Source organism: Mesorhizobium sp. L-8-10 (genome assembly GCF_016756635.1).
In the GTDB taxonomy this organism is placed as follows: Bacteria; Pseudomonadota; Alphaproteobacteria; order Rhizobiales; family Rhizobiaceae.
This window is the reverse complement of sequence record NZ_AP023263.1, coordinates 6,976,167-6,995,180: the sequence shown is the minus strand read 5'-3', so window position 1 is coordinate 6,995,180 and position 19,014 is coordinate 6,976,167. Positions and strand designations below refer to the sequence as shown.

Below are 19,014 nucleotides of genomic sequence, written 5' to 3'. Positions count from 1 at the left end.
TACTCGCTACTCGCTACTCGCTACTCGCTACTCGCTACTCGCTACTCGCTACTCGCTCACAATGCCGCTTCCTGATCCCGCACCAGCGCGCCGGAAAGCAGAACCACCGGGATCAGCGCGGTGAGGATGATCAGGATGGCGGCAGGCCCGGCTTCGGCCACGACCGCGCGCGAGGCGTTCTCGTAAACACTGGTGGCAAGCGTGTTGAAGCCGAAGGGCCTGAGCAGGATCGTCGCCGACAGTTCCTTCACCGTATCGACGAAGACCAGCACGGCAGCCGTGACTATGGCCGGCCTGAGCAGGGGCAGGAGCACTTTGCGGGCGCTGCGCGCCGGGTTCTGCCCGAGGCTGCGGGCAGCCTCGTCGAGATGCGGCGGCAGTTTCTCCAGGCCGGACCGGATCGCGCCTTCGGCGAGTGCCATGAAACGGATCGTGCAGCCGAAGATGACGGCGGCGGCCGAACCGGTGAGCAGCAGGCCGGTCGAGAGGCCGAGTTGGCTGCGCGCGAAGGCGTCGACCAGATTGTCGAACCGGGCGAGCGTGAACAGCAGCCCGAGGCCGAGGATGGTCCCCGGCAGCGCGTAGCCCATCGAGGCGAGCCGCACCAGCAGGGCGATCGGCCGTGATCGCACCAGCCTCAACGCGTTCATCAGCACCAGGGCGATGACGACGGTGACGAGGGCGGTCGTTCCGGCCGTGGTGATCGAATTGATCAGCGCCGCGCCGAGTTCGGGCGAGACGAACTGGTCGAGCCGCCGGGAGGCGTAGCGGCCGAAGACGTAAAGCGGAATGCCGAAGCCGGAGAGCACGGGCAACGCCACGGCGACGAAGGCCAGGAGGCCTTTCGCGCCGGTCAGGCGGACCCGGGGCGGATGGGCCCTGAGCTGCGTGGCGCGGCTGGTGTGAAAGCGCTGCTTGCGGCGCGCCCATTGTTCGGCCAGCAGCAGAAGCAGCACCAGGATCAGCATCGTCATGGCGATCTGCGCCGCCCCTTCGAGGCTGCCGCGGTTCAACCATGTGGTGAAGACCGAGACGGTCAGGGTCCGCACGCCGAGATATTCCGAGGCGCCGATGTCGTTGATGGTCTCCATCAGCACCAGGGTGATGCCGGCGACGATCGCCGGCCGCGCCACGGGCAAGAGAATGCGCCAGAACACCTTTGCCGGGCGGGCCCCGAGCGTGCGCGCCACGTCGGCGATGTTGCGGCCCTGCATCAGGAAGACGATGCGAGAGGTGAGATAGACGTAAGGGTAGAGCACGCAGCTCAGCACGAGCGCCGCGCCGCCCGTCGTGCGGATGTCGGGGAACCAGTAGTCACGCGCGCTGGCAAAGCCGAACAGCGAGCGGATGGCGCCCTGGACCGGCCCGGTGAAATGGAAGAATTCGGCGAAAGCGTAAGCCGCGAGATAGGGCGGAATGGCGAGCGGCAGAACCAGCGCCCAGGCGAAGATGCGGCGCAGGGGGAAATCGAAGCCGACCACGAGCCAGGCGGTCACGACCCCCATTGTCGCCGTGCCTGTGGCAACCAGCAGGAGCAGAAGCAGCGTCGTGCGGATCGCTCCCGGCAGCACATTGGCCACGAGATGCGGCCAGTCGCTGCCGCTTCCGGTGAGCGCGATCGAGGCCAGTGCCACAACGGGCAAGAGCACGGCGGCGCAGACGGCCAGCGTCGCGAGATAGACGTAAGGATGGGAGGGGCGCCGAACGCGCGGGCCCATGGTGCCGGAAGCGCCGCCCGTCGCGGCGGTCTGGTCGATCCCCGTCAATTCGAAACCATGTCCTTCCTTTCGCGACGGAGCCGGACCGCTCGCGCGGCCCGGCTCCGAAACGTCATTCCGCCGGCATTCGTCAGCTGCTCGGGCCGTCGTCGAGGCCCACGCGGTCGACCATCTCGGACGCCGCCTTGCGGTTCTTGGCGATATCGGCCAGCGGCAGCGTGTCGGCCTCGAGCGTGCCGAAGCCCTTGACCACGGCCGAGGGTTCGAGGCCCGGCTCGACCGGATATTCGAACACCTGCTCGGCATAGATCTGCTGGGCCTTGTGGCTCGACAGGAACTGGATGAGCTTCACCGCGTTGTCGCGGTTCGGCGCGTTCTTGGCGAGCGCGGCGCCCGAGATGTTCACATGCGTGCCGCCGTTCTCGAAGGTCGGGAAGACCACCTTGATGGCGCCAGCCCATTCCTTCTCCTCGGGCTCCTTCTCGTTGGTCTGCATGAGGCCGACATAGTAGGTGTTGCCGAGCGCGATGTCGCATTCGCCCGCGAAGATCGCCTTGGCCTGAGGCCGATCGCCGCCCTCGGGCTTGCGGGCGAGGTTTGCCTTGAGGCCCTTCATCCATTCCTCGGTCTTGGCCTCGCCCCAATGCGCGATCGCGGCCGCGAACAGCGCGAGATTGTAGTCATGCTGGCCCGAGCGCATGCAAATCTTGCCTTTCCACTTGGGGTCGGCAAGGTCGGCATAGGCGATCGGCTCGTCGCCCACCCGCTCCTTCGAGGCATAGAGCACCCGCGCGCGCTTGGTGAGGCCGAACCAGTGGCCTTCGGGGTCGCGATATTCCGCGGGCAGGTTTGCATTGACGGTCGCATCGTCCAGCGCCTGCGTCACGCCTTTCTCCTTGGCGTTGGTCAGCCGGGAGATGTCGACGGTCAGGATCACGTCGGCAGGCGAGTTCTGGCCCTCGGCCAGGATGCGGTCCTCGAGACCCTTGTCGAGGAAGAGCACCTCGGTCTTGATGCCTGTATCGGCCGTGAAGGCGTCGAGAACCGGCTTGATGAGATCGGGCTGCCGGTAGGAATAGACATTGACGACGCCGTCTGCGAGCGCAGGGGCGGCGAACAGCGTGGCCAGTGTGAATGCGGCGGCGAACCGTGCGCTTCTCAGGTCCATTTCCATCTCCTTCGTTGTGGGATGCCGTACGTCTGTATGAATTCGGTGACGGTCTGCCGTCTCTTGCTGCATTTGCCTGTCGCCGTCAAGGGAAAGGGCAATGAATTCAATAGTTTAGAAACGTTCTAAACTGGACGGATTTGCGCAGCTTTTCAATGGTTTGTTGATCGGTGCGATCAAGTTGATCCGGATTGGCCCGACCGGGAAATCGCGCCGGTCCCGCCCTGGCCGCCCGTTCTTGCTACAACTCGTTTCCGCTGCCGGGGATTCCGGCAGTGGCCGTGGACATGCTGGCCGCTGGGAACGTTGCAACAGGAAATCCCATGTCTCGCGCGACCATCCATCTCGTGGCAGGAGTCGTCGTGATCAACGTCTTTTCGCAGACTGTCCGACATTGAAGATCCGGGGCGGGACCGAGATGTCCCGCCCCGGATCCGGAAACCGCCTCAGTTCGCTCCCGCGCCCCGTGCCATCAGGCGGGCGAGGCGCTCCGAGAAGGCCTTGGCGTCGAGCGGCTTGTCGCCGTCGAGCACACGCGCCTCGTCATAGAGCAGATGCGCCACGTCTTCGCGGAAGGCCTGCTCGCCTTCGCCCAGCGCGGCAAGTGCGTGAATGCGCTGGTGACGCGGATTGATCTCCAGGATCGGCTTCGCCGCGCTGGTCAGTCGGCCGGCGGCGCTGAGAAGCCGCTCGAACTGCCGGTCGGGGCCGTGCTCGGGCGCGACCAGGCAGACGGCGCTCTCCGTCAGGCGGTCGGACGCCTTCACGTCCGAGACCGCGTCGCCGAGCGAGGATCTGACGAAGGCCAGGAAGGCGCCGACCTCGGGCGTGGCTTCGGCATCGGGCCTGGCGGCGTCGTCGAGCAGCGGGATGTCGGCGAGTTCGCTGGCTCCCTGCGTCACCGATTTGAAGGGCTTGCCCTCGAATTCCGGCGCGCTCGTCACCCAGAAGCTGTCGACCGGATCCGTGAGCAGCAGGACCTCCAGGCCGCGGGCCTTGAAGCCTTCGAGTTGCGGCGAGGCCTCGAGGCGCGCCCGGTCGTCGCCGGCCATGAAGAAGATCGCCTTCTGCCCTTCCTTCATCGCGGCGACATAGTCGGCGAGGCTGCGCAGGGCGTCACCCGACGCCGTCGACCTGAAACGCGCCAGCTTCAGCAGTTGCTCGCGGCGCTCGAAGTCCTCGTAGAGGCCCTCCTTCAGCACGACGCCGAAATTGTCCCATATCTTCGCAAAGGCCTCGGCGTCGCTCTCGGCCAGCTTCGAGAGCTCGGTGAGCACGCGGCCGGTGACACCCTTCCTGATCGCGCCGAGCAGGGGGCTTTCCTGGATCATCTCGCGCGAGACGTTGAGCGGCAAGTCGGCCGAATCCACGATGCCGCGCACGAAGCGGAGGTAGCGCGGCAGCAGCTCCGCATCATCGGTGATGAAGACGCGCTTGACGTAGAGCTTCATGCGCCCCTTGCGATCCTGGTCGAACAGGTCGAATGGCCGCATGCCTGGCACGAAGGCGAGCGCCGTATATTCGTGCCGCCCCTCGGCGCGGAAATGGATCGTCGCGGCCGGCTCGTCATACTGGCCGGCCACGCTGCGGTAGAAGTCGGTATATTCCTCCGGCTTGATCTCGCTCTTGGGCTTCACCCAGAGCGCCGTGCCGTCGGCGATCTCGCTCGCCTCGGCGCCGGGCTTCTCGACGATGGAGATCGGCACGGGCACATGCCCAGAACGGGACTTCACCAGCTGTTCCAGCCTGTATTTCTCGGCGAAGGTGGCCGCATCCTCCATAAGATGCAGCACGACGCGGGTGCCGCGCTTCGGCGCCTCCTCCGCCGTCACCGGTCCGATCGCATATTGGCCCTTGCCGTCGGACGACCAGCGCCAGGCGTCCTCGCTGCCGGCCAGGCGAGTGACCACGTCGACCCGGTCGGCGACCATGAAGGCGGAGTAGAAGCCGACGCCGAACTGACCGACGAGCTGCGCGCCGTCATTTCCCTTGGCCGCCTCCACGCGCTCCAGGAAGGCCCGCGTTCCGGAGCGTGCGATCGTGCCCAGCGCCTCGACCATCTCGTCGCGGCTCATTCCGATGCCATTGTCCTCGACCGCAAGCTGCCGGTTCTCCGGATCGGCGCTGACGGTGATGCGCGCCTTGAAGTCGCCGCCGGCGAGTTCCGGGCGCAGGATCGCCTCGTAGCGAAGCTTCTCGCAGGCATCTGCGGCATTCGAGATCAGTTCGCGCAGGAACACCTCGCGGTCCGAATAGACGGAATGGACCATCATATGCAGCAGGCGCGAAACGTCGGCCTCGAAGCTCTTGGTTTCCTGGTTCGGCGTGTCTGTCGTCATGTCACCATCCATGCTGAGCTGAAAAATTCGCTGACCCAGATGGCGGGTCGAGGCGCGATTTTCAAGATGGCGGCGCGCGGCAGGGACGCTTTTGCGCGGGCGCGAAATATCAGTCCGCCAGCACCCGGGTCGAAGGGAAGACGATCTCGACCAGCGTGCCTTCCCCGGGGGTCGAGCTGATGGTGAATTTGGCGCGGTTGGCTTCGACCATCGCCTTGGTCAGCGGCAGGCCGAGGCCGGTGCCGTCGCCGCGCGGACGCTTCAGCGCATTGACCTGCTTGAAGGGCTTCAGCGCCTGCTCGATCTCGGCCGGGGTCATGCCGATGCCGGTGTCGCGCACCCGCATGGCGACGTCTCCCGAGGCCTCGTAGGAGGTGGACACGATAACCTGGCCGCCGGCATGAGTGTAGCGCACGGCGTTCGACAGAAGGTTCAGCGCGATCTGGCGCACGCTCCGCAGATCGGCGACAACCTCGGGCAGGCGCGAGGCGAAGCTCGAGCGGATGATGACGCGCTCGCGATTGGCCTGCGGCTGCATCATGGCGACGGTCTCGGCCAGCGTATCGTTCAGCGACACGGCCTCATAAGCCATCTCCTGCTGGCCGGCCTCGATCTTGGAGATGTCGAGCAGGTCGTTGACGAGATCGAGCACATGGTTGCCGGAACGGTTGATGTCGCGCATGTAGTCGCGATAGCGGTCATTGCCGATCGGTCCGAACTTCTCGTCCATCATCAGTTCCGAAAAGCCGATGATGGCGTTGAGCGGGGTACGGATCTCGTGGCTGACGCGGGCCAGGAAGTCGGTCTTCTGCGACGACGCCCGCTCGGCCTGGGCGCGCGACTGCGTGAGTTCCTCTTCCGCGCGCTTCCACTGCGTTATGTCGCGCACGACGGCGCAGTATCCGCCCAGATTGGGCAGCTTGCCGATCGTCATGAACAATGGGATGAAGCGTCCCTGCGCCTCGCGGCCGATGACCTCTCGCCCGTCATTGAGCACGCTCGCGACGCCGTTCTCCGACAGGCCGTTGAGATAGTCGCGCGCAGCGCGCTGGCTTTCCATGGCGAACAGTGCGGTGAACGGCTTGCCGGCCACCTCCGCGCTGTCGACGCCGAACAGGGCTTCGGCCGGCCGGCTGATCGAACGGATCGCGCCGTCATTGGCGATCAGCACCACGCCGTCGGTCGCGGTGTCGATGATCGTCGAAAGCTCGGCGATGCGTGTCTCGAGCTCGTTCCGGTGCTCGGCCGACAGGCCCGGAACAGGTGTCCGCACCGGCATCCGGCCGATCTTGCGCAGCGCCAGAAGCAGCGCCTTGCCGCCCTTCCACGGCACCGACTGCAAGAGCGCCTCGACGGGTAACTCCAGCCCGTCGCCCCGGCGCAGGCGAAGCTTGCGGTCCGTCCGGTCGCCGTCGCCTTCGTCGCGATAGGGATCGCCGAAGAGCTCGCCCAGGCCGCCGCGTTCGGCCAGTTCCTCGACGGAGGCATAGGCCGTGAATTCGAGGAAGTCGCGATTGGCGTAGTGCAGCACATCGCCCGAATGGATCAGCACCGGTACCGGCAGCTTGTCGAGGATCGACGTGTCGAGCCCTGGACGGGCATGCTCGGCCGTGGCCGCCGTTGCCGCGGCCGGATCGAGCTCCGGTTCCGGCAAGGCGGCATCCGATTCCCGCGAGGCGGCAGCGGCGAGGGGGCTTTCATCCGGCCGGGGCGGCATCGCTTCGGCGTCCGTCGCCGGGGTCTCGCTGTCGGCTTCCGCCTTCGTTTCCCCGACGGCGGCATCGAGCGGCGGCCGGTCGGCTGTGCCCTCTGTGGCATCGTCGATCGTCGTCTCGGCCGCGGGCTCTTCGACCGGCGGCGGGTCTTGCCGCTCGCTCTCGAGAGCAGGCTCCGTCGCCGTGGCTGCCGTCTGCTTTTCCGCGTCGTCTCGCGCGGTCGGGTGAGAGCTCACGCCTCGATCCGCAGCCGCGATCTCGCCTGAGGCCGTCCCGGCCGTTGTATCTCGGGCGTTCTCGGCGCCGGGTACTTCGGTTTTGTCGGTGAGTTCGGCACCGCCGTGGGTTCGCGGCGCTTCGGGCGCTCTCGGTGCACCGTTGCCGCTTTCCCGCTTCAGCCGGTCTCCAATCTCGCGGAAAGCGTTGCGCTCGACCGGCGTCAGGCCCTTGTCGTTCGCAGAAGGCACTCGATGTTCTGCCAGGCGAATGACCTTGTCGCTCTGCCGACGCTCGGGTTTGGCCACGATGGCGAGGGCGGGAACCTCGCCCGCGAACGGATCCCGGCGCTTGCCTCCATCGGCTTCGGATCGGCGGGTCGGCGTGGAAGGCGTCTGCCGGCCCGCCCCTCCTGCTGCCGCCTCTCGCGCCGGGGGCGTCGCGGGCGGACGGTAGTCGGGCGTCAGCGTCAGCCCGATGCCTTCGGGATCGGTGACGGCGTCGCCGGGGCGCGCCACGCCGAAGCCGCGAAAACCTTCGAAGTCGCGGCTGCGGCCATAGGCCGGCAGTGCGGCGAGGTCGACCGGAATCCTGAGATCGGTGCCCGCAACCGGCCACAGCACCGAGCGCCCCGACCAGGTGTCGCGCCTTTCGAGCAGGCCCGTGATCTCGCGGTCGGGGTCGAAGCCGAGCATTGTCGCGACGTCGCCAAACTTGCGGCCGATCACATCGGCAGCTGCCGCTCCGACCGCATTCGCGAACTCGTCGGAAATGGCGCTGAAGCGTCCTTGCGCGTCGGTCCGCCAGGCGAAGCGCACCGGGGTGGTGCCGCGCTCGACGGGAGGCGTCGGGCGGCCGGCATCGGCCGTGGTCGATGCCTGCTCGCCGCTCGCCTGCGCCGGAGCCGGCGTTTCGCTTCGAGGCGGGGAGGGCGGTGCTGCCTTCTCCTCGCCGGCGCTGAAATACCAATGGTCGTCTTCGCCCTTGCCGGCGGAGCCGGGTTGGATGGGCGCCGGCCGGCCATTCTCCGGCGGGGTCTCTTTCCGGATCGCAGGAGCTTCGGCGGCAGGCTTCATGGGCGGTTCGTCGTAAACGCCATCCCGGAGGGCGGCTTCCGGCGCATTGGCGGGCACCTCCTCGTGGACGGCGGCAACGTCTTCATTGACGACCACCAGCAGGCTGAGCGGGGGCTGGTCGACGAGCCGCGCCATGCCCGCGGGCAGGCGCGCCGTGCCCGTCGCAACCAGACGTTTCACCAGCCGGTCCGGCGCGTTGATCACGTCGCCCGCGAGACCGGCGAGCGTCGAGGCGGGGATGCCCAGGTCCAGGAAACCTTCCGACGCGGCGGTGATACCGCCCGTCCCGTCGACCAGCGCGACGAAATGGCCGGCCTCGCTGAAGCCGGCGATGGCGCGCTCGGCGATCTCCCTCGAGCTGCGCGAAGCGCCATTTACGGCGGGGACGGCAAGCAGGATCGCGGCCTCGCCGTCCGGCAGTTCGATGCGGCTCGCCAGGAAACCCACCATGCGGCTCGTCATGCCGCTGGCCAGCCGGACTGCTATCGCCCGATCGCGCCCGAGCGCGGGATAGCCGGGAGCGGCCATGATCTGACGGCGTGCCGCCAGGGGCAGCCGCGCCTCGGCGCCCATGATCTCTTCGATGTCGCGATAGCCGAACAGCGCCGCGCCCTCGCCGTTGGCCCAGACGACTTCCTCGAGATCGGTCGACAGCACGGCGAGCGCGTCGCCGGCGGCAAAACGCGCACGCACATCGTCGAGGACCGCGATGTCGAGAAAGGAGTAGTCCCGTGAAGCCATGAGCGCTTCCTGTCGGGGCGCCACGCGCCGTGGTTTAACTCTTTGTTAATAAAAGGTGGAAGGTCGAAGGTCCAGAAACCAAGGGTGCCGATCAAGCCGTTTTTGGGCATTTGGTTAACCGCCTGGGGAAAGGTGTGGTGCGTCGCACCAAAGAATGTTGCATTGCACAATAGTATATGTTAGGTGAGCATATTGAATGAACCGCCGGGCAATATGACGACGGCAAAACAAAAGGATCAGGGAAATGGCCAAGACTGAAAAGACTGCAGATGTCATTGAGAATATCGAGTTTTCCGCTTTCGACGCCTCGAAGGCGACCGATCAGCTCCGTTCCTTCGCCGAGAAGGGCGTCGAGCAGTCGAAGGAAGCCTATGCCAAGGTGAAGGCTGGCGCGGAAGAGGCGCAGAAGGCGATCGAGACGACCTTCGAGACGGCCAAGACCGTTTCCAACGACCTGTCGCTGAAGACCATCGCCGCCCTGCGCGCCAATGCCGAGGCCGGCTTCGCCCATCTCGAGGCTCTCGTCGCGGCCAAGTCGCTCTCTGAAGTCGTCGAACTGCAGAGCACCTTTCTGCGCAAGCGCGTGGAGATGGCCGTTGACCAGGCCAAGGAATTCCAGGCCGCTTCCTCCAAAGCCGCCGAAGACGTGGTGCAGCCCCTGAAGGGCGCCTTCGAGAAGGCGCTCAAGGAACTCAAGGTCGCCTGATCGGCTACGCGGCCCGCATCGGCCCAAAGCCGGAAACGATTTTCGTCCGGCTCGATGCGGAGCTTCGGAGGAACGGAGTGTCCTTGCGCGTCCAGCCGGGCGCGTGGCGCTCTGAAGCGGGGCCGTTGCCCGCGGGGCAGGCCTGTATCGCAGGCCTACGGGAAAGGCCGGGATTTCCGCTTCCGGCCTTTTCCTTTTGCGGCGGTGCCGGGCATTTCCTGTGCGAATTGTCGCCCCTTTGCCTTTGCACGCAGGACGCTCTTGAATTAAATTCCATTTGTCCGTATGGACGCTTCGCCGAACGGCAGCGTGTGCGGTTGTAGCTCAGATGGTTAGAGCGCCGGATTGTGGATCCGGAGGTCCTCGGTTCGATCCCGAGCAACCGTACCATCCCTTTCTTCAACAACAACGGAAACAAAGCGCCAAGATGGAGCGAGAGGCACGCCCGCCCCTCGCGCGGTCATGTTGCAACCGACCCCCCTGAATATCGACGGGCTTCCACTGGTGCACGGCTACAGCAGCGGTCCGACAATCGTACTCGGTTTCGGAAAGCACGATGCCATCGCCCGAACGGTCCTCCATCTGGGTTGGTCCTATCCAACTGAATGCCGTTTCCGCCGATCCTTTGGCTGCCAGGGTGTCGATACTCTGGCCCCGGATAGGATTGATGAATGGCGCGATGCACCTCGCGAGCGGCATTGAAGACGACATATCGCCGCGCTAAAGCATGTTTCCCGAAAGTGGGTACCGGTTTCGGGATAAAGACATGCGTCAAATCAAAAACCTGCAGCGTCTTGCGTGAATCCATTTTCACGCAACGCGCTGTAGACCGATGGATGGCTGGCGCCAGACCAGTTTGTCGAGCGAGTTGGCCGCCGCTGCAGCGCTGAGGGATTGGCCGATCGCGGCCGGCTATCTGCCGGCCGACGAGTTCGAGGACGATACGCCGACTGGGAGCGAAGCAAGACGATGACAAGACTGGCGACCTGCGCTTGTGGAAGCATCCGCGTGACGTGCGCTTCCGAGCCGACGAAGGTATCGGTTTGTCACTGCCTGGATTGCCAAAAGCGGACCGGTAGCTCCTTCGGCGTAGCAGCTTTCTTCGACAGAGACACTGTCCGGATCGAAGGGCCAACGAAGTCCTTTTCGCGCCAGTCCGACAGCGGCTTTCCCGTGACGTTTCATTTTTGCCCGGATTGTGGCTCGACTGTTTTCTGGAAGCCTCAGCGCAAACCGGGGGCCGTCGCTGTCGCGGTTGGTTCGTTTGCGGATCCGGATTTTCCCGCTCCGACGCAAACCGTCTACAGCGAGCGTCGGCACAGTTGGCTCGACATGTGCGACTGAAAGTCGGAAAGTTATGGTTGTATATGCCCTAAAGCCCAATAAGCACTTTCCAATATTCATGATAAGTAAGGGTGCGGCCCGCTCAGAAGACCGCAGCGGTCGGCAGGCTACTCAGGCAACACTGGTTGGGGCCGCCGGCCGCTTTATTTTGTCGCCTCGCTGAATCACGAGAATTGCGAAGACAAGCCCGCGCCTCACGGGGTGGAACCGCGGACGCGGGCCTATGAGACGGAAAAGTGCCTGCCCCACCTGGGTTGGGGATACAGGTAAGACAGCCCCCGCCGTCGAGGGCATCTAAGCCGATGCCACGAATGGGCGCATCTCCCATATGGGACAAGGAAACAACGAACCCGTGCATGGGGGCGGCGAGTCCGCGGCGACGGGCGTGACGATCCAGTCTGGAATTACGGTGAGAATGTCGGTGACAGGTGCGCGGGGAGACCGGCAAGGAGTAGGTGGTGGAAGTCCACTGCGATGAAGGAGTGGCGCCCCGAGCCGTGCGTCGTTGTCCGTGAGGGCAAGGGGCGGAAGCGTCGGCAGGGGAGAGCATAGGCCAGCCATCGAGCCGCGAAAGCCGCAAATCCGGGCGCCGACGCCGTTGACGGAGCGGAAGGCAATATGACGGACGCGTCATGCACGGCGAGCTACAATTGAGATATCCAAGCGCCGAGTGCCGAGGGCAGCCCCATCGTCGGTTTCGCCTGAGGGCGCCGGAACGTGCCGACCGTCGCCTTGCGGGGACTGAGGGCGGCAAGCGCTTCGGCTTGTTTGACGGCGGCGGCGACACAATCGATCACGGGCACCGGCACGCGATCTGCGATCTTGTCGGCAAGGCCCGCGAGCGGCGCGCCGGCCAGCACGATGACGTCCGTATCGTGCTTCGCGATTGCCTCATGTGCGAGCTGGGCGAGTAGATCCTGTTTCTCTTCCTGAACGGAATCGATCGCGGCGAACTTGCCGTCGAGCGTGCTGATCCCGCCGCAGCGGCCCCGCAATCCATGCCATTCGACGCATTCCTCGTACCACGGAGCAAGCGCCTGGGCGAATGTGACGATCGAGAAGCGGCGGCCGAGCATGCAGGCCGTCAGCATTCCGGCTTCAGCAAGGCCGATGACGGGAAGAGGAAAGAGTTCGCGCGCGCCGCCGAGTCCCGGATCGCCGAAGGCGGCGATGACGGCCGCATCGTAGTCCTGATGGCGCTCGGCAAGCATTTCGAGAGCAACGGCGCCGCCGATCACGGCCTCGGCCCGTGTTGCGATATAAGGCACGCCGCGCGGAGCGGTGATGGATGTAACCTCGGTCTGCGAGGCGGCGGCTGCACGGCCGGCACGATCGATCAATTCCGTTACGCCTTCGGACGTGTTCGGATTCAGCAGAAGAAGACGCACGGTTTGATCTCCACGGTGTAGGCCGTCAACTGGCGGTCCCATTCTTCAGATTTGCGGAGACGGCTGCTCCTGTACGCGCAACATGTTCGCCGAGAAGCTTCCCCGCATCTTCGGCGCGCCCCTGTTCAAGAGCCTTGAGAATTTGACGATGCTCGTCGACGGACTGGTCCCAGCGATCCTGCGTGTCAAGGGCCAGATAGCGTGCCCGCTCGGCGCGGGCCAGCAGGATGGCATGCGTCGATGTCAGTACCTCGTTCTTCGCACCGGCGACTATGAGTTGATGAATCTCCTGGTTGAGCCGGAAATATGCGGATCTCTGTCCGCGCTCGAAATGCTCTTCCATGCGCGCCTGGAGGGCGTGCAGGCGGCTAATCTCGGGTGGCGTCATCCGTTTTGCAGCCAGCTCGGCCGCAATCCGTTCGATGCCGCTGACGGCTTCGAAAAGTGCCGCGATCTCGGCTTCGTGCAGCGGCGCAATCGTCGCACCACGATTGGGACGCAGCTCGACAAGGCCTTCGGCTGCCAGGAGTTTGAGTGCCTCGCGCAGTGGCGTACGCGAGATTCCAAGAAGGTCGCATACCGCCGCTTCCGCAAGACGTTCGCCGGCCTTCAGTTCGCCGGTCACGATCATCTCGCGGAGGGTACCCAAAGCCTGTGCATGAAGGGCGCTGAATGTCACTTTCTTCGGGGTGATTTCCGGCCGCCGTAGCGGGGGACGCCCTCGGGGTCTTTTTGTCGGTGCGCTCATTTCATCTCTCCACCGCACCGGGAACAAGCCCCCCGCGTGGCCAAATCGATGCTCAATTAGGAAGCATATTGTGCCTGAAATCAATGCGCTAATTAAAAATTGCATACGATATGCAAAAAAAGATTGCTTGCCGCCGTTTTTCTGCAAATCATTGGTCCCGACAAAAGAGCCAGGGCAGCAGGGGATCCTAAATCCTCGCCGGCTGGGACAACGGAGGATCTGTGATGCGCAATTGTTGGAAATGGTCGAGCCTGCTCGCTGTGGGAGCGTTCGGTCTCGCGGTCGTGCTTGGCCCTGCCGAAGCGCAGACCCGGCTTCGTTTCGCCGGCAACTTTCCGGAAGACCACACCGCCACCGGCGCGATGAAGATTTTCAAGGAGGAGGTCGAGAAGCGCAGCAATGGCGAGCTTCAGATCGACAACTTCCCGGCCATGCAGCTTGGCGGCGCCCAGGAGAACGTGGACCAGGTGCGTTCCGGAACGATCTTCGCCGTAGTGACGTCAATTGCGTATTTCACACGGACTGTCCCGGAATTCGAGACGTTGTCGCTCCCGTTTCTTTTCGATACGCGCGCCAAGGCCTTTGCAGTGATCGACGGGGATGTCGGCAAGAAAATCGATGCCAAGCTGCTGGACAACGGCTTCGTCAGTCTCGGCTATGGCGAACTCGGCTACCGCCACGCGACAAACAGCCAGCACCCGATCAAATCGCTTGAGGATTTCAAGGGGCTGAAAATCCGCCTTCAGCCGAACGAGGTGCACCTCGCCACGTTCCGCGCGCTCGGCGCAAATCCGATCGCGATGGACGTCAAGGAGCTCTACTCGGCGTTGCAGCAGGGCGTGCTCGACGGGCAGGAAAACCCCTACAACATCATCGCCACGCGTCGCTTCAACGAGGTCCAGAAATATCTGAGCGCAACGGGCCATTTCTACGACATGATCAATGTCGTCGCGAACAAGCGCGCTTTCGAGAAGCTTTCGCCCGAGCATCAGACGATCGTGCGCGAGAGCATGCTGGCGGCGATGGAATGGCAGCGGGCAGAGGCCGAGCGTCTCGATCTTGTCTGGCGCGACAAGCTCATCGAAGCGGGTATGGAGTTCAACGAGGTATCGCCGGAAGCGCGCGCCGCAATGCGCAAGGCGACGGCTTCGATCGCCGAAGACCTCAAGAAGCGCGTTGATCCGGCTCTGGTGGATCAGGTACTGACCGAGGCCACAAAATGACCAGTGCGGCGGGATCGCACAAATCCGGCCTCCTGAAGGCATATAAGAGCCTCCTCAGGGCTCTGGACCGGATATCCTATGTCGTCATCGTTGCCGTCATGGCGGTAATGACCTGTCTCGTCTCGCTGCAGGTATTCTATCGCTACGCGCTGTCGTCATCGATAGATTCCGCCGACGAACTGTCGCGGCTGTTTTTTGTATGGGCGATATTTCTCGCCATTCCGCACGGCGTCAAATACGGAGTGCATGTCGGCATCGACCTGATCGTGCACTTGCTGCCGGAGCGCTGGCAGGAGGGCATGTTCCGTCTCAGCGCAGGACTCGGCGCGCTGCTCATGATGGTCACGCTCGCCGTCTCGTGGACGGCGACGATGGACAAGTGGCCGGAGCTCATGCCGACCATGCCGGTAACCGCGGCTCTGTTCTACATCCCCGTGCTTATCTCCGTGGGTCATTCCTTTCTGCATCTTGTTGCTCTCGTGTGGGGTGGCTCCGGCACATGGGCGGGGGAGAGCGAACTATGACGCTTCTTGTCGTCTGCATTTTCCTTCTGGCGGCAGCGATCGGGATGCCGCTGGCGTTTGCCCTGGGGTTTGCATCGCTGGCGGCGCTGCAATACGCCGACTTCGAACTTGTCGTCATGCCGCAGCGAATGATGTACGCCATAGACAATTTCCCGTTGATGGCGATTCCGCTGTTCATGCTGGCCGGCGAACTGATGGTGAAAGCGGGCATCATGGAGCGCTTGATCGCGTTCTCGAACTCGCTGGTTGGCCGCGTTCATGGCGGATTGGCCCATGTGACCATCGTCGCGGGCATGATCCTCGCTGCCGTGTCGGGAGCGGCTGTCGCCAGCGCAAGCGCGTTGGGTTCCTCCCTCGTACCGGCGCTGAAGAAGCACTACTCGCCAGGCTACGCGAGCGCGGTGATCGCATCCGCGGCAAATCTCGGCCCCGTCATACCGCCGTCCAACGCCATGATCGTGTACGCACTGATGGCGGGATCGACGGTGTCCGTCGGCGGCCTTTTTATGGCCGGGATCGTGCCCGGCATCATCCTTACGCTTTCGTTCATGTCGTTGGCCTCGTGGATCTCGTGGCGACGCGGCTATGAACTTACCGGCGACAAGTTCAGCTTCGGCAACGCGTTCTACCATTTTCGGCGTGCCGCTATCATCATCGCCATGCCGGTGATTGTCGTTGGCGGAATCGTTGGAGGCGTATTTACGGCGACGGAAGGTGCGGCAATCGCCGTTGTCTACTCTGCCGTCATCGGTTTCTTCATAACGCGCAAGTTGAGTATCCGCGATCTTCCGTCGTGCATGTTCCGTGCCGCCGTCACCTCCGCCATGGTGGGTGCGCTGATTGCATTCGCCGCCGCGGTTACGTTTGTCTTCACCATCGATATGGTGCCGCAGCGTGTCTCCGACGCCATTCAGGCATTCACTTCGGATCCTGTGGTGTTCCTGATGTTGGTCATGGCGGGACTTGTGGTCATCGGTATGCTGCTCGAATCGAACGCGGCCTACATTATGCTGGTGCCGCTGTTTGCTCCGGTGGCCGTCGCCTACGGAATCGATCCGCTTTATTTCGGTTTTCTGTTCACCTACAACCTTGTTGTCGGCATGATGACACCCCCGGTCGGAGTATTGCTCTTCGTCATGAGCGGCATCACCCGGGTGCCGATGACGACGGTCATCCGCGAGTCTCTTCCCTATGTCTATGTACAATTCGGCGTGCTTCTGCTGTGCGCATTGTTCCCGTCGATCGTTCTGTGGCTGCCGCGCACGCTCGGGTACTAGGTCATGACCGATCTTCTTGTGCGCAATGCCATCATTCTGACAGGAGCGGCCGGCCGGCCGCTCCTGACGGATGGATACCTCCTCGTGCGGAACGGACGCATCGCCGCTCTCGGGCAGGGCGTTCCCGCCGTTGCCGAGAATTTTCGCGCGATCGATGCGCGTGGCAAGGTGGTGACGCCCGGTTTCGTCAATATCCATACGCATGCCATCCTGACCATGGTGCGCGGTGTTGCGGAGGATATGGGTTTTGCGCCGGCCTATACGCCGGGGGTACCTCACGGCCATGAAGTGACCGAGGACGAAGCGATTGCCCTGGCGCGGCTCGGTGCGCTGGAGGCGCTCCTGTTCGGGTCGACGCTGATCAACGATACCTATGTCCACCAGCAGCTGACCATGCCGGCCATGGCCGAAACCGGAATCCGGGTATGGGGCTCGGGGCGAATCCACGATGTTGATTTCTCTCGCGTGCATCTTGCGGAGTGGGAGCACAAACCGGAGATCGGCGACTGGTCACTCGGCGAGGCGGTGGAACTGTACGAACGCTTCCATGGCAAGGAAAACGGCAGACTTGGCGTTCACCTTGCGGCGCATGCGCCCGATACATGCTCCCGCTGGCTTCTGGAGCGAATTCGCGACGAAAGGGATCGACTCGGCCTGCGTGTACAGTCGCACCTGTCGCAGAGCCGCCTGGAAGTCGAACGCATTCGCGAGCGCGACGGCATGAGCCCGCCCGAGCTCTATGACGATATCGGGCTTCTCGACGACCGATTGGTCGCCGCCCATTGCATCCACGTCGATGCGCAGGACATTGCCCGCATCGGCGGCCGGCGTGTCCATGTCGCACATATCGCCAAGGGCAACCAGACGGGAGGAACGATCGCGCCGACGACAGCTCTCCGGAAGGCGGGCGCGCAGTTTGCGCTGGGAACCGACAACATGCATGCCGATATGGTCGAAGTGATGCGCTGGGCGCTCAACTCGGGCCGCGTTCAGGAAGGACACGTGACCGATTTCTGGCAGCCGCACACGGTTTTTGAGATGGCGACGATGGGCGGTGCCCGGGCGATGGGGCTTGAGAACGAGATCGGCTCGCTAGAGGTTGGAAAGAAAGCGGACATGGTCATCTTCGACTATCGCCGTCCCCATCTTGTCCCGAACATCGAGCCGCTCGGAAATCTGGTGCATACCGCTCAGGGTCGTGACGTCGACATGGTCATTGTCGATGGCGTCGTCGTGGTTGAAGACGGACGTCCGCTTCATGTCGATCAGGACGAGATCCTGCGCGATGCGCAGAGAGCTGCCGAAAGTCTGTGGTCGCGCGCACGCGCCGCGTGAACTCCGGGAGAGTGCAATGTCGGTTTTCGACACCATTATCCGCGGCGGGCGGATCGCGACGGCGTCTGACGTTTTCGCGTGCGATGTCGGTATCCGGGACGGCCGTATTGCCGCTCTCGGCCAGGATCTCGGCGAAGCGGCGGACATCGTTGACGCAAGCGAAAAATGGGTGCTGCCCGGCGGTATCGACAGCCATGTTCATGTGTCCCAGCCATCCGGCGAAGGCATCGTTATGGCGGACGATTTCGAAAGCGGAACGCGCTCCGCGGCATTCGGCGGCAATACCACGATCATGCCGTTTTGCCTGCAGGAGAAGGGACAGTCCCTGCGCGAGGCGTTGAAGCATTACCACGCCAAGGCCGAAGGCCAGTGCTATGTCGACGTCTCCTTCCACCTGATCATCGCCGATCCGACGGAACAGGTTCTCGGGCAGGAGCTGCCGGCGCTGGTCGAGGACGGCTATTCGTCGTTCAAGGTATTCATGACCTATGAGGGGCTCGCGCTCAGCGATTTCGATCTCTTGAGGGTTATGTCGGTCGCCCGGTCGAGCCGCGCGCTGGTGATGGTTCACGCGGAGAACTATGACGCCATTCGCTTCCTGACGGACCGGATGGAACAGCTCGGCAATTTGGCCCCTCGGTTCCACGCCACTTCGCGTCCGATCGCGGTCGAGCGCGAGGCGACCCATCGCGCGATCTCACTCGCCGAGATCGCCGACGTGCCGGTGATGATCGTTCACGTCTCCAACCGTGAGTCGATGGAGGAAATCCGCCGCGCGCAGCAAAGGGGCCTGAAGGTTTTCGGCGAGACGTGTCCCCAGTATCTCGTCCTTACCGAGAAGGATCTCGATGGCCTCAACATGGAGGGCGCAAAATATGTCTGCTCTCCGCCGCCGCGCGACGCGGCCAGTCAGGCGGCCTGCTGGGAAGGCATCCAGCAGGGCGTGTTCTCGGTGTTCTCGTCGGATCATTGCCCGTTCCGATACGACGATCCCGAGGGCAAGCTGACGCCGCGCGGGCGCACCAGCTTCCGCTGGATACCGAACGGCATTCCAGGCGTCGCGGTGCGGCTGCCCATCCTTTTCTCGGAAGGAGTGGTCAAGGGCCGTATCGACATCAACCGCTTCGTTGCGCTGACGTCGACGAACCACGCAAAAATGTACGGCATGTATCCCCGCAAGGGCACGATCGCCGTCGGCGGCGATGCCGATATCGCGATCTGGGATCCCGGCATCAGGCAGACGCTGACGCACGGCCTTCTGCACGACGGGTCGGATTATTCGCCCTATGAAGGGCTTGAGATCACCGGCTGGCCCGTGATGACCATGTTACGGGGAAAGGTGATCGTCCGGGACGGCGTTCTGGTCGGCGCGAAGGGCCATGGAGATCACATTGCGAGGGATCGCAGCGTCTATGCCTGATTTTGGCTTCGCCAAGCAACGGAGGGTGACGAACGGAAAGAGATCGGCTTGGGCGACTGATCCCGTTTCGTCGCAT

General features: G+C 63.7%; 13 protein-coding genes and 1 tRNA gene. 8 read left to right on the top strand and 6 right to left on the bottom strand.

From position 1 onward, the window contains the following. Window positions 1-56: 56 nt before the first annotated feature. The 4 genes from JN280_RS32720 to JN280_RS32705 all read right to left on the bottom strand — a co-directional run bounded on the left by JN280_RS32720 (window position 57) and on the right by JN280_RS32705 (window position 8,973). The gene (locus JN280_RS32720) at window positions 57-1,766 is read right to left on the bottom strand and encodes an ABC transporter permease (protein WP_342216132.1); all 1,710 of its coding nucleotides are present in this window, start codon (window positions 1,764-1,766) and stop codon (window positions 57-59) included. An 82-nt stretch (window positions 1,767-1,848) separates the two neighbouring features. Then, window positions 1,849-2,886 carry a Fe(3+) ABC transporter substrate-binding protein gene (locus tag JN280_RS32715; protein WP_244742415.1) on the bottom strand — a complete coding sequence of 346 codons (1,038 nt, stop codon included), beginning with the start codon at window positions 2,884-2,886 and terminating at the stop codon, window positions 1,849-1,851. Between the two features lie 446 nt (window positions 2,887-3,332). After that, window positions 3,333-5,225 carry a molecular chaperone HtpG gene (htpG, locus tag JN280_RS32710; protein WP_202308406.1) on the bottom strand — a complete coding sequence of 631 codons (1,893 nt, stop codon included), beginning with the start codon at window positions 5,223-5,225 and terminating at the stop codon, window positions 3,333-3,335. Window positions 5,226-5,334: 109 nt separating this feature from the next. Beyond that, the gene (locus JN280_RS32705; protein WP_202308404.1) at window positions 5,335-8,973 is read right to left on the bottom strand and encodes an ATP-binding protein; all 3,639 of its coding nucleotides are present in this window, start codon (window positions 8,971-8,973) and stop codon (window positions 5,335-5,337) included. A gap of 244 nt (window positions 8,974-9,217) precedes the next feature. Between JN280_RS32705 and JN280_RS32700 the strand changes: the two genes are divergently transcribed. From JN280_RS32700 to JN280_RS32690, 3 genes are all read left to right on the top strand, one after another. Beyond that, window positions 9,218-9,679 (top strand): phasin, encoded by a 462-nt coding sequence (locus tag JN280_RS32700; RefSeq protein WP_202308402.1) that lies wholly within the window; start codon window positions 9,218-9,220, stop codon window positions 9,677-9,679. Between the two features lie 313 nt (window positions 9,680-9,992). Next, window positions 9,993-10,069, top strand: a tRNA-His gene (locus tag JN280_RS32695). Between the two features lie 579 nt (window positions 10,070-10,648). Beyond that, the gene (locus tag JN280_RS32690; RefSeq protein WP_202308400.1) at window positions 10,649-11,023 is read left to right on the top strand and encodes a GFA family protein; all 375 of its coding nucleotides are present in this window, start codon (window positions 10,649-10,651) and stop codon (window positions 11,021-11,023) included. Window positions 11,024-11,667: 644 nt separating this feature from the next. On the opposite strand, the gene JN280_RS32685 is transcribed toward JN280_RS32690, so the two are convergent. Both JN280_RS32685 and JN280_RS32680 read right to left on the bottom strand, forming a co-directional pair. Next, the gene (locus JN280_RS32685) at window positions 11,668-12,411 is read right to left on the bottom strand and encodes an aspartate/glutamate racemase family protein (protein WP_202308398.1); all 744 of its coding nucleotides are present in this window, start codon (window positions 12,409-12,411) and stop codon (window positions 11,668-11,670) included. 25 nt (window positions 12,412-12,436) lie between these two features. Next, window positions 12,437-13,159 carry a GntR family transcriptional regulator gene (locus tag JN280_RS32680; protein ID WP_202308396.1) on the bottom strand — a complete coding sequence of 241 codons (723 nt, stop codon included), beginning with the start codon at window positions 13,157-13,159 and terminating at the stop codon, window positions 12,437-12,439. A gap of 224 nt (window positions 13,160-13,383) precedes the next feature. Between JN280_RS32680 and JN280_RS32675 the strand changes: the two genes are divergently transcribed. Genes JN280_RS32675 through hydA form a run of 5 tightly spaced genes read left to right on the top strand, consistent with a single transcriptional unit; the run spans window position 13,384 to window position 18,938 of the window. Then, window positions 13,384-14,382, top strand: coding sequence for a TRAP transporter substrate-binding protein (locus tag JN280_RS32675; protein WP_202308394.1), 999 nt, complete (start codon window positions 13,384-13,386; stop codon window positions 14,380-14,382). Then, window positions 14,379-14,906 (top strand): TRAP transporter small permease, encoded by a 528-nt coding sequence (locus tag JN280_RS32670; RefSeq protein ID WP_202308392.1) that lies wholly within the window; start codon window positions 14,379-14,381, stop codon window positions 14,904-14,906. Before JN280_RS32675 ends, JN280_RS32670 begins: the two co-directional genes overlap by 4 nt. After that, the gene (locus tag JN280_RS32665) at window positions 14,903-16,183 is read left to right on the top strand and encodes a TRAP transporter large permease (protein WP_202308390.1); all 1,281 of its coding nucleotides are present in this window, start codon (window positions 14,903-14,905) and stop codon (window positions 16,181-16,183) included. Before JN280_RS32670 ends, JN280_RS32665 begins: the two co-directional genes overlap by 4 nt. Window positions 16,184-16,186: 3 nt before the next feature. Continuing rightward, window positions 16,187-17,518 (top strand): amidohydrolase family protein, encoded by a 1,332-nt coding sequence (locus JN280_RS32660; protein ID WP_202308388.1) that lies wholly within the window; start codon window positions 16,187-16,189, stop codon window positions 17,516-17,518. Between the two features lie 16 nt (window positions 17,519-17,534). Further along, the gene (hydA, locus tag JN280_RS32655) at window positions 17,535-18,938 is read left to right on the top strand and encodes a dihydropyrimidinase (RefSeq protein WP_202308386.1); all 1,404 of its coding nucleotides are present in this window, start codon (window positions 17,535-17,537) and stop codon (window positions 18,936-18,938) included. The last annotated feature ends 76 nt before the right edge of the window (window positions 18,939-19,014 follow it).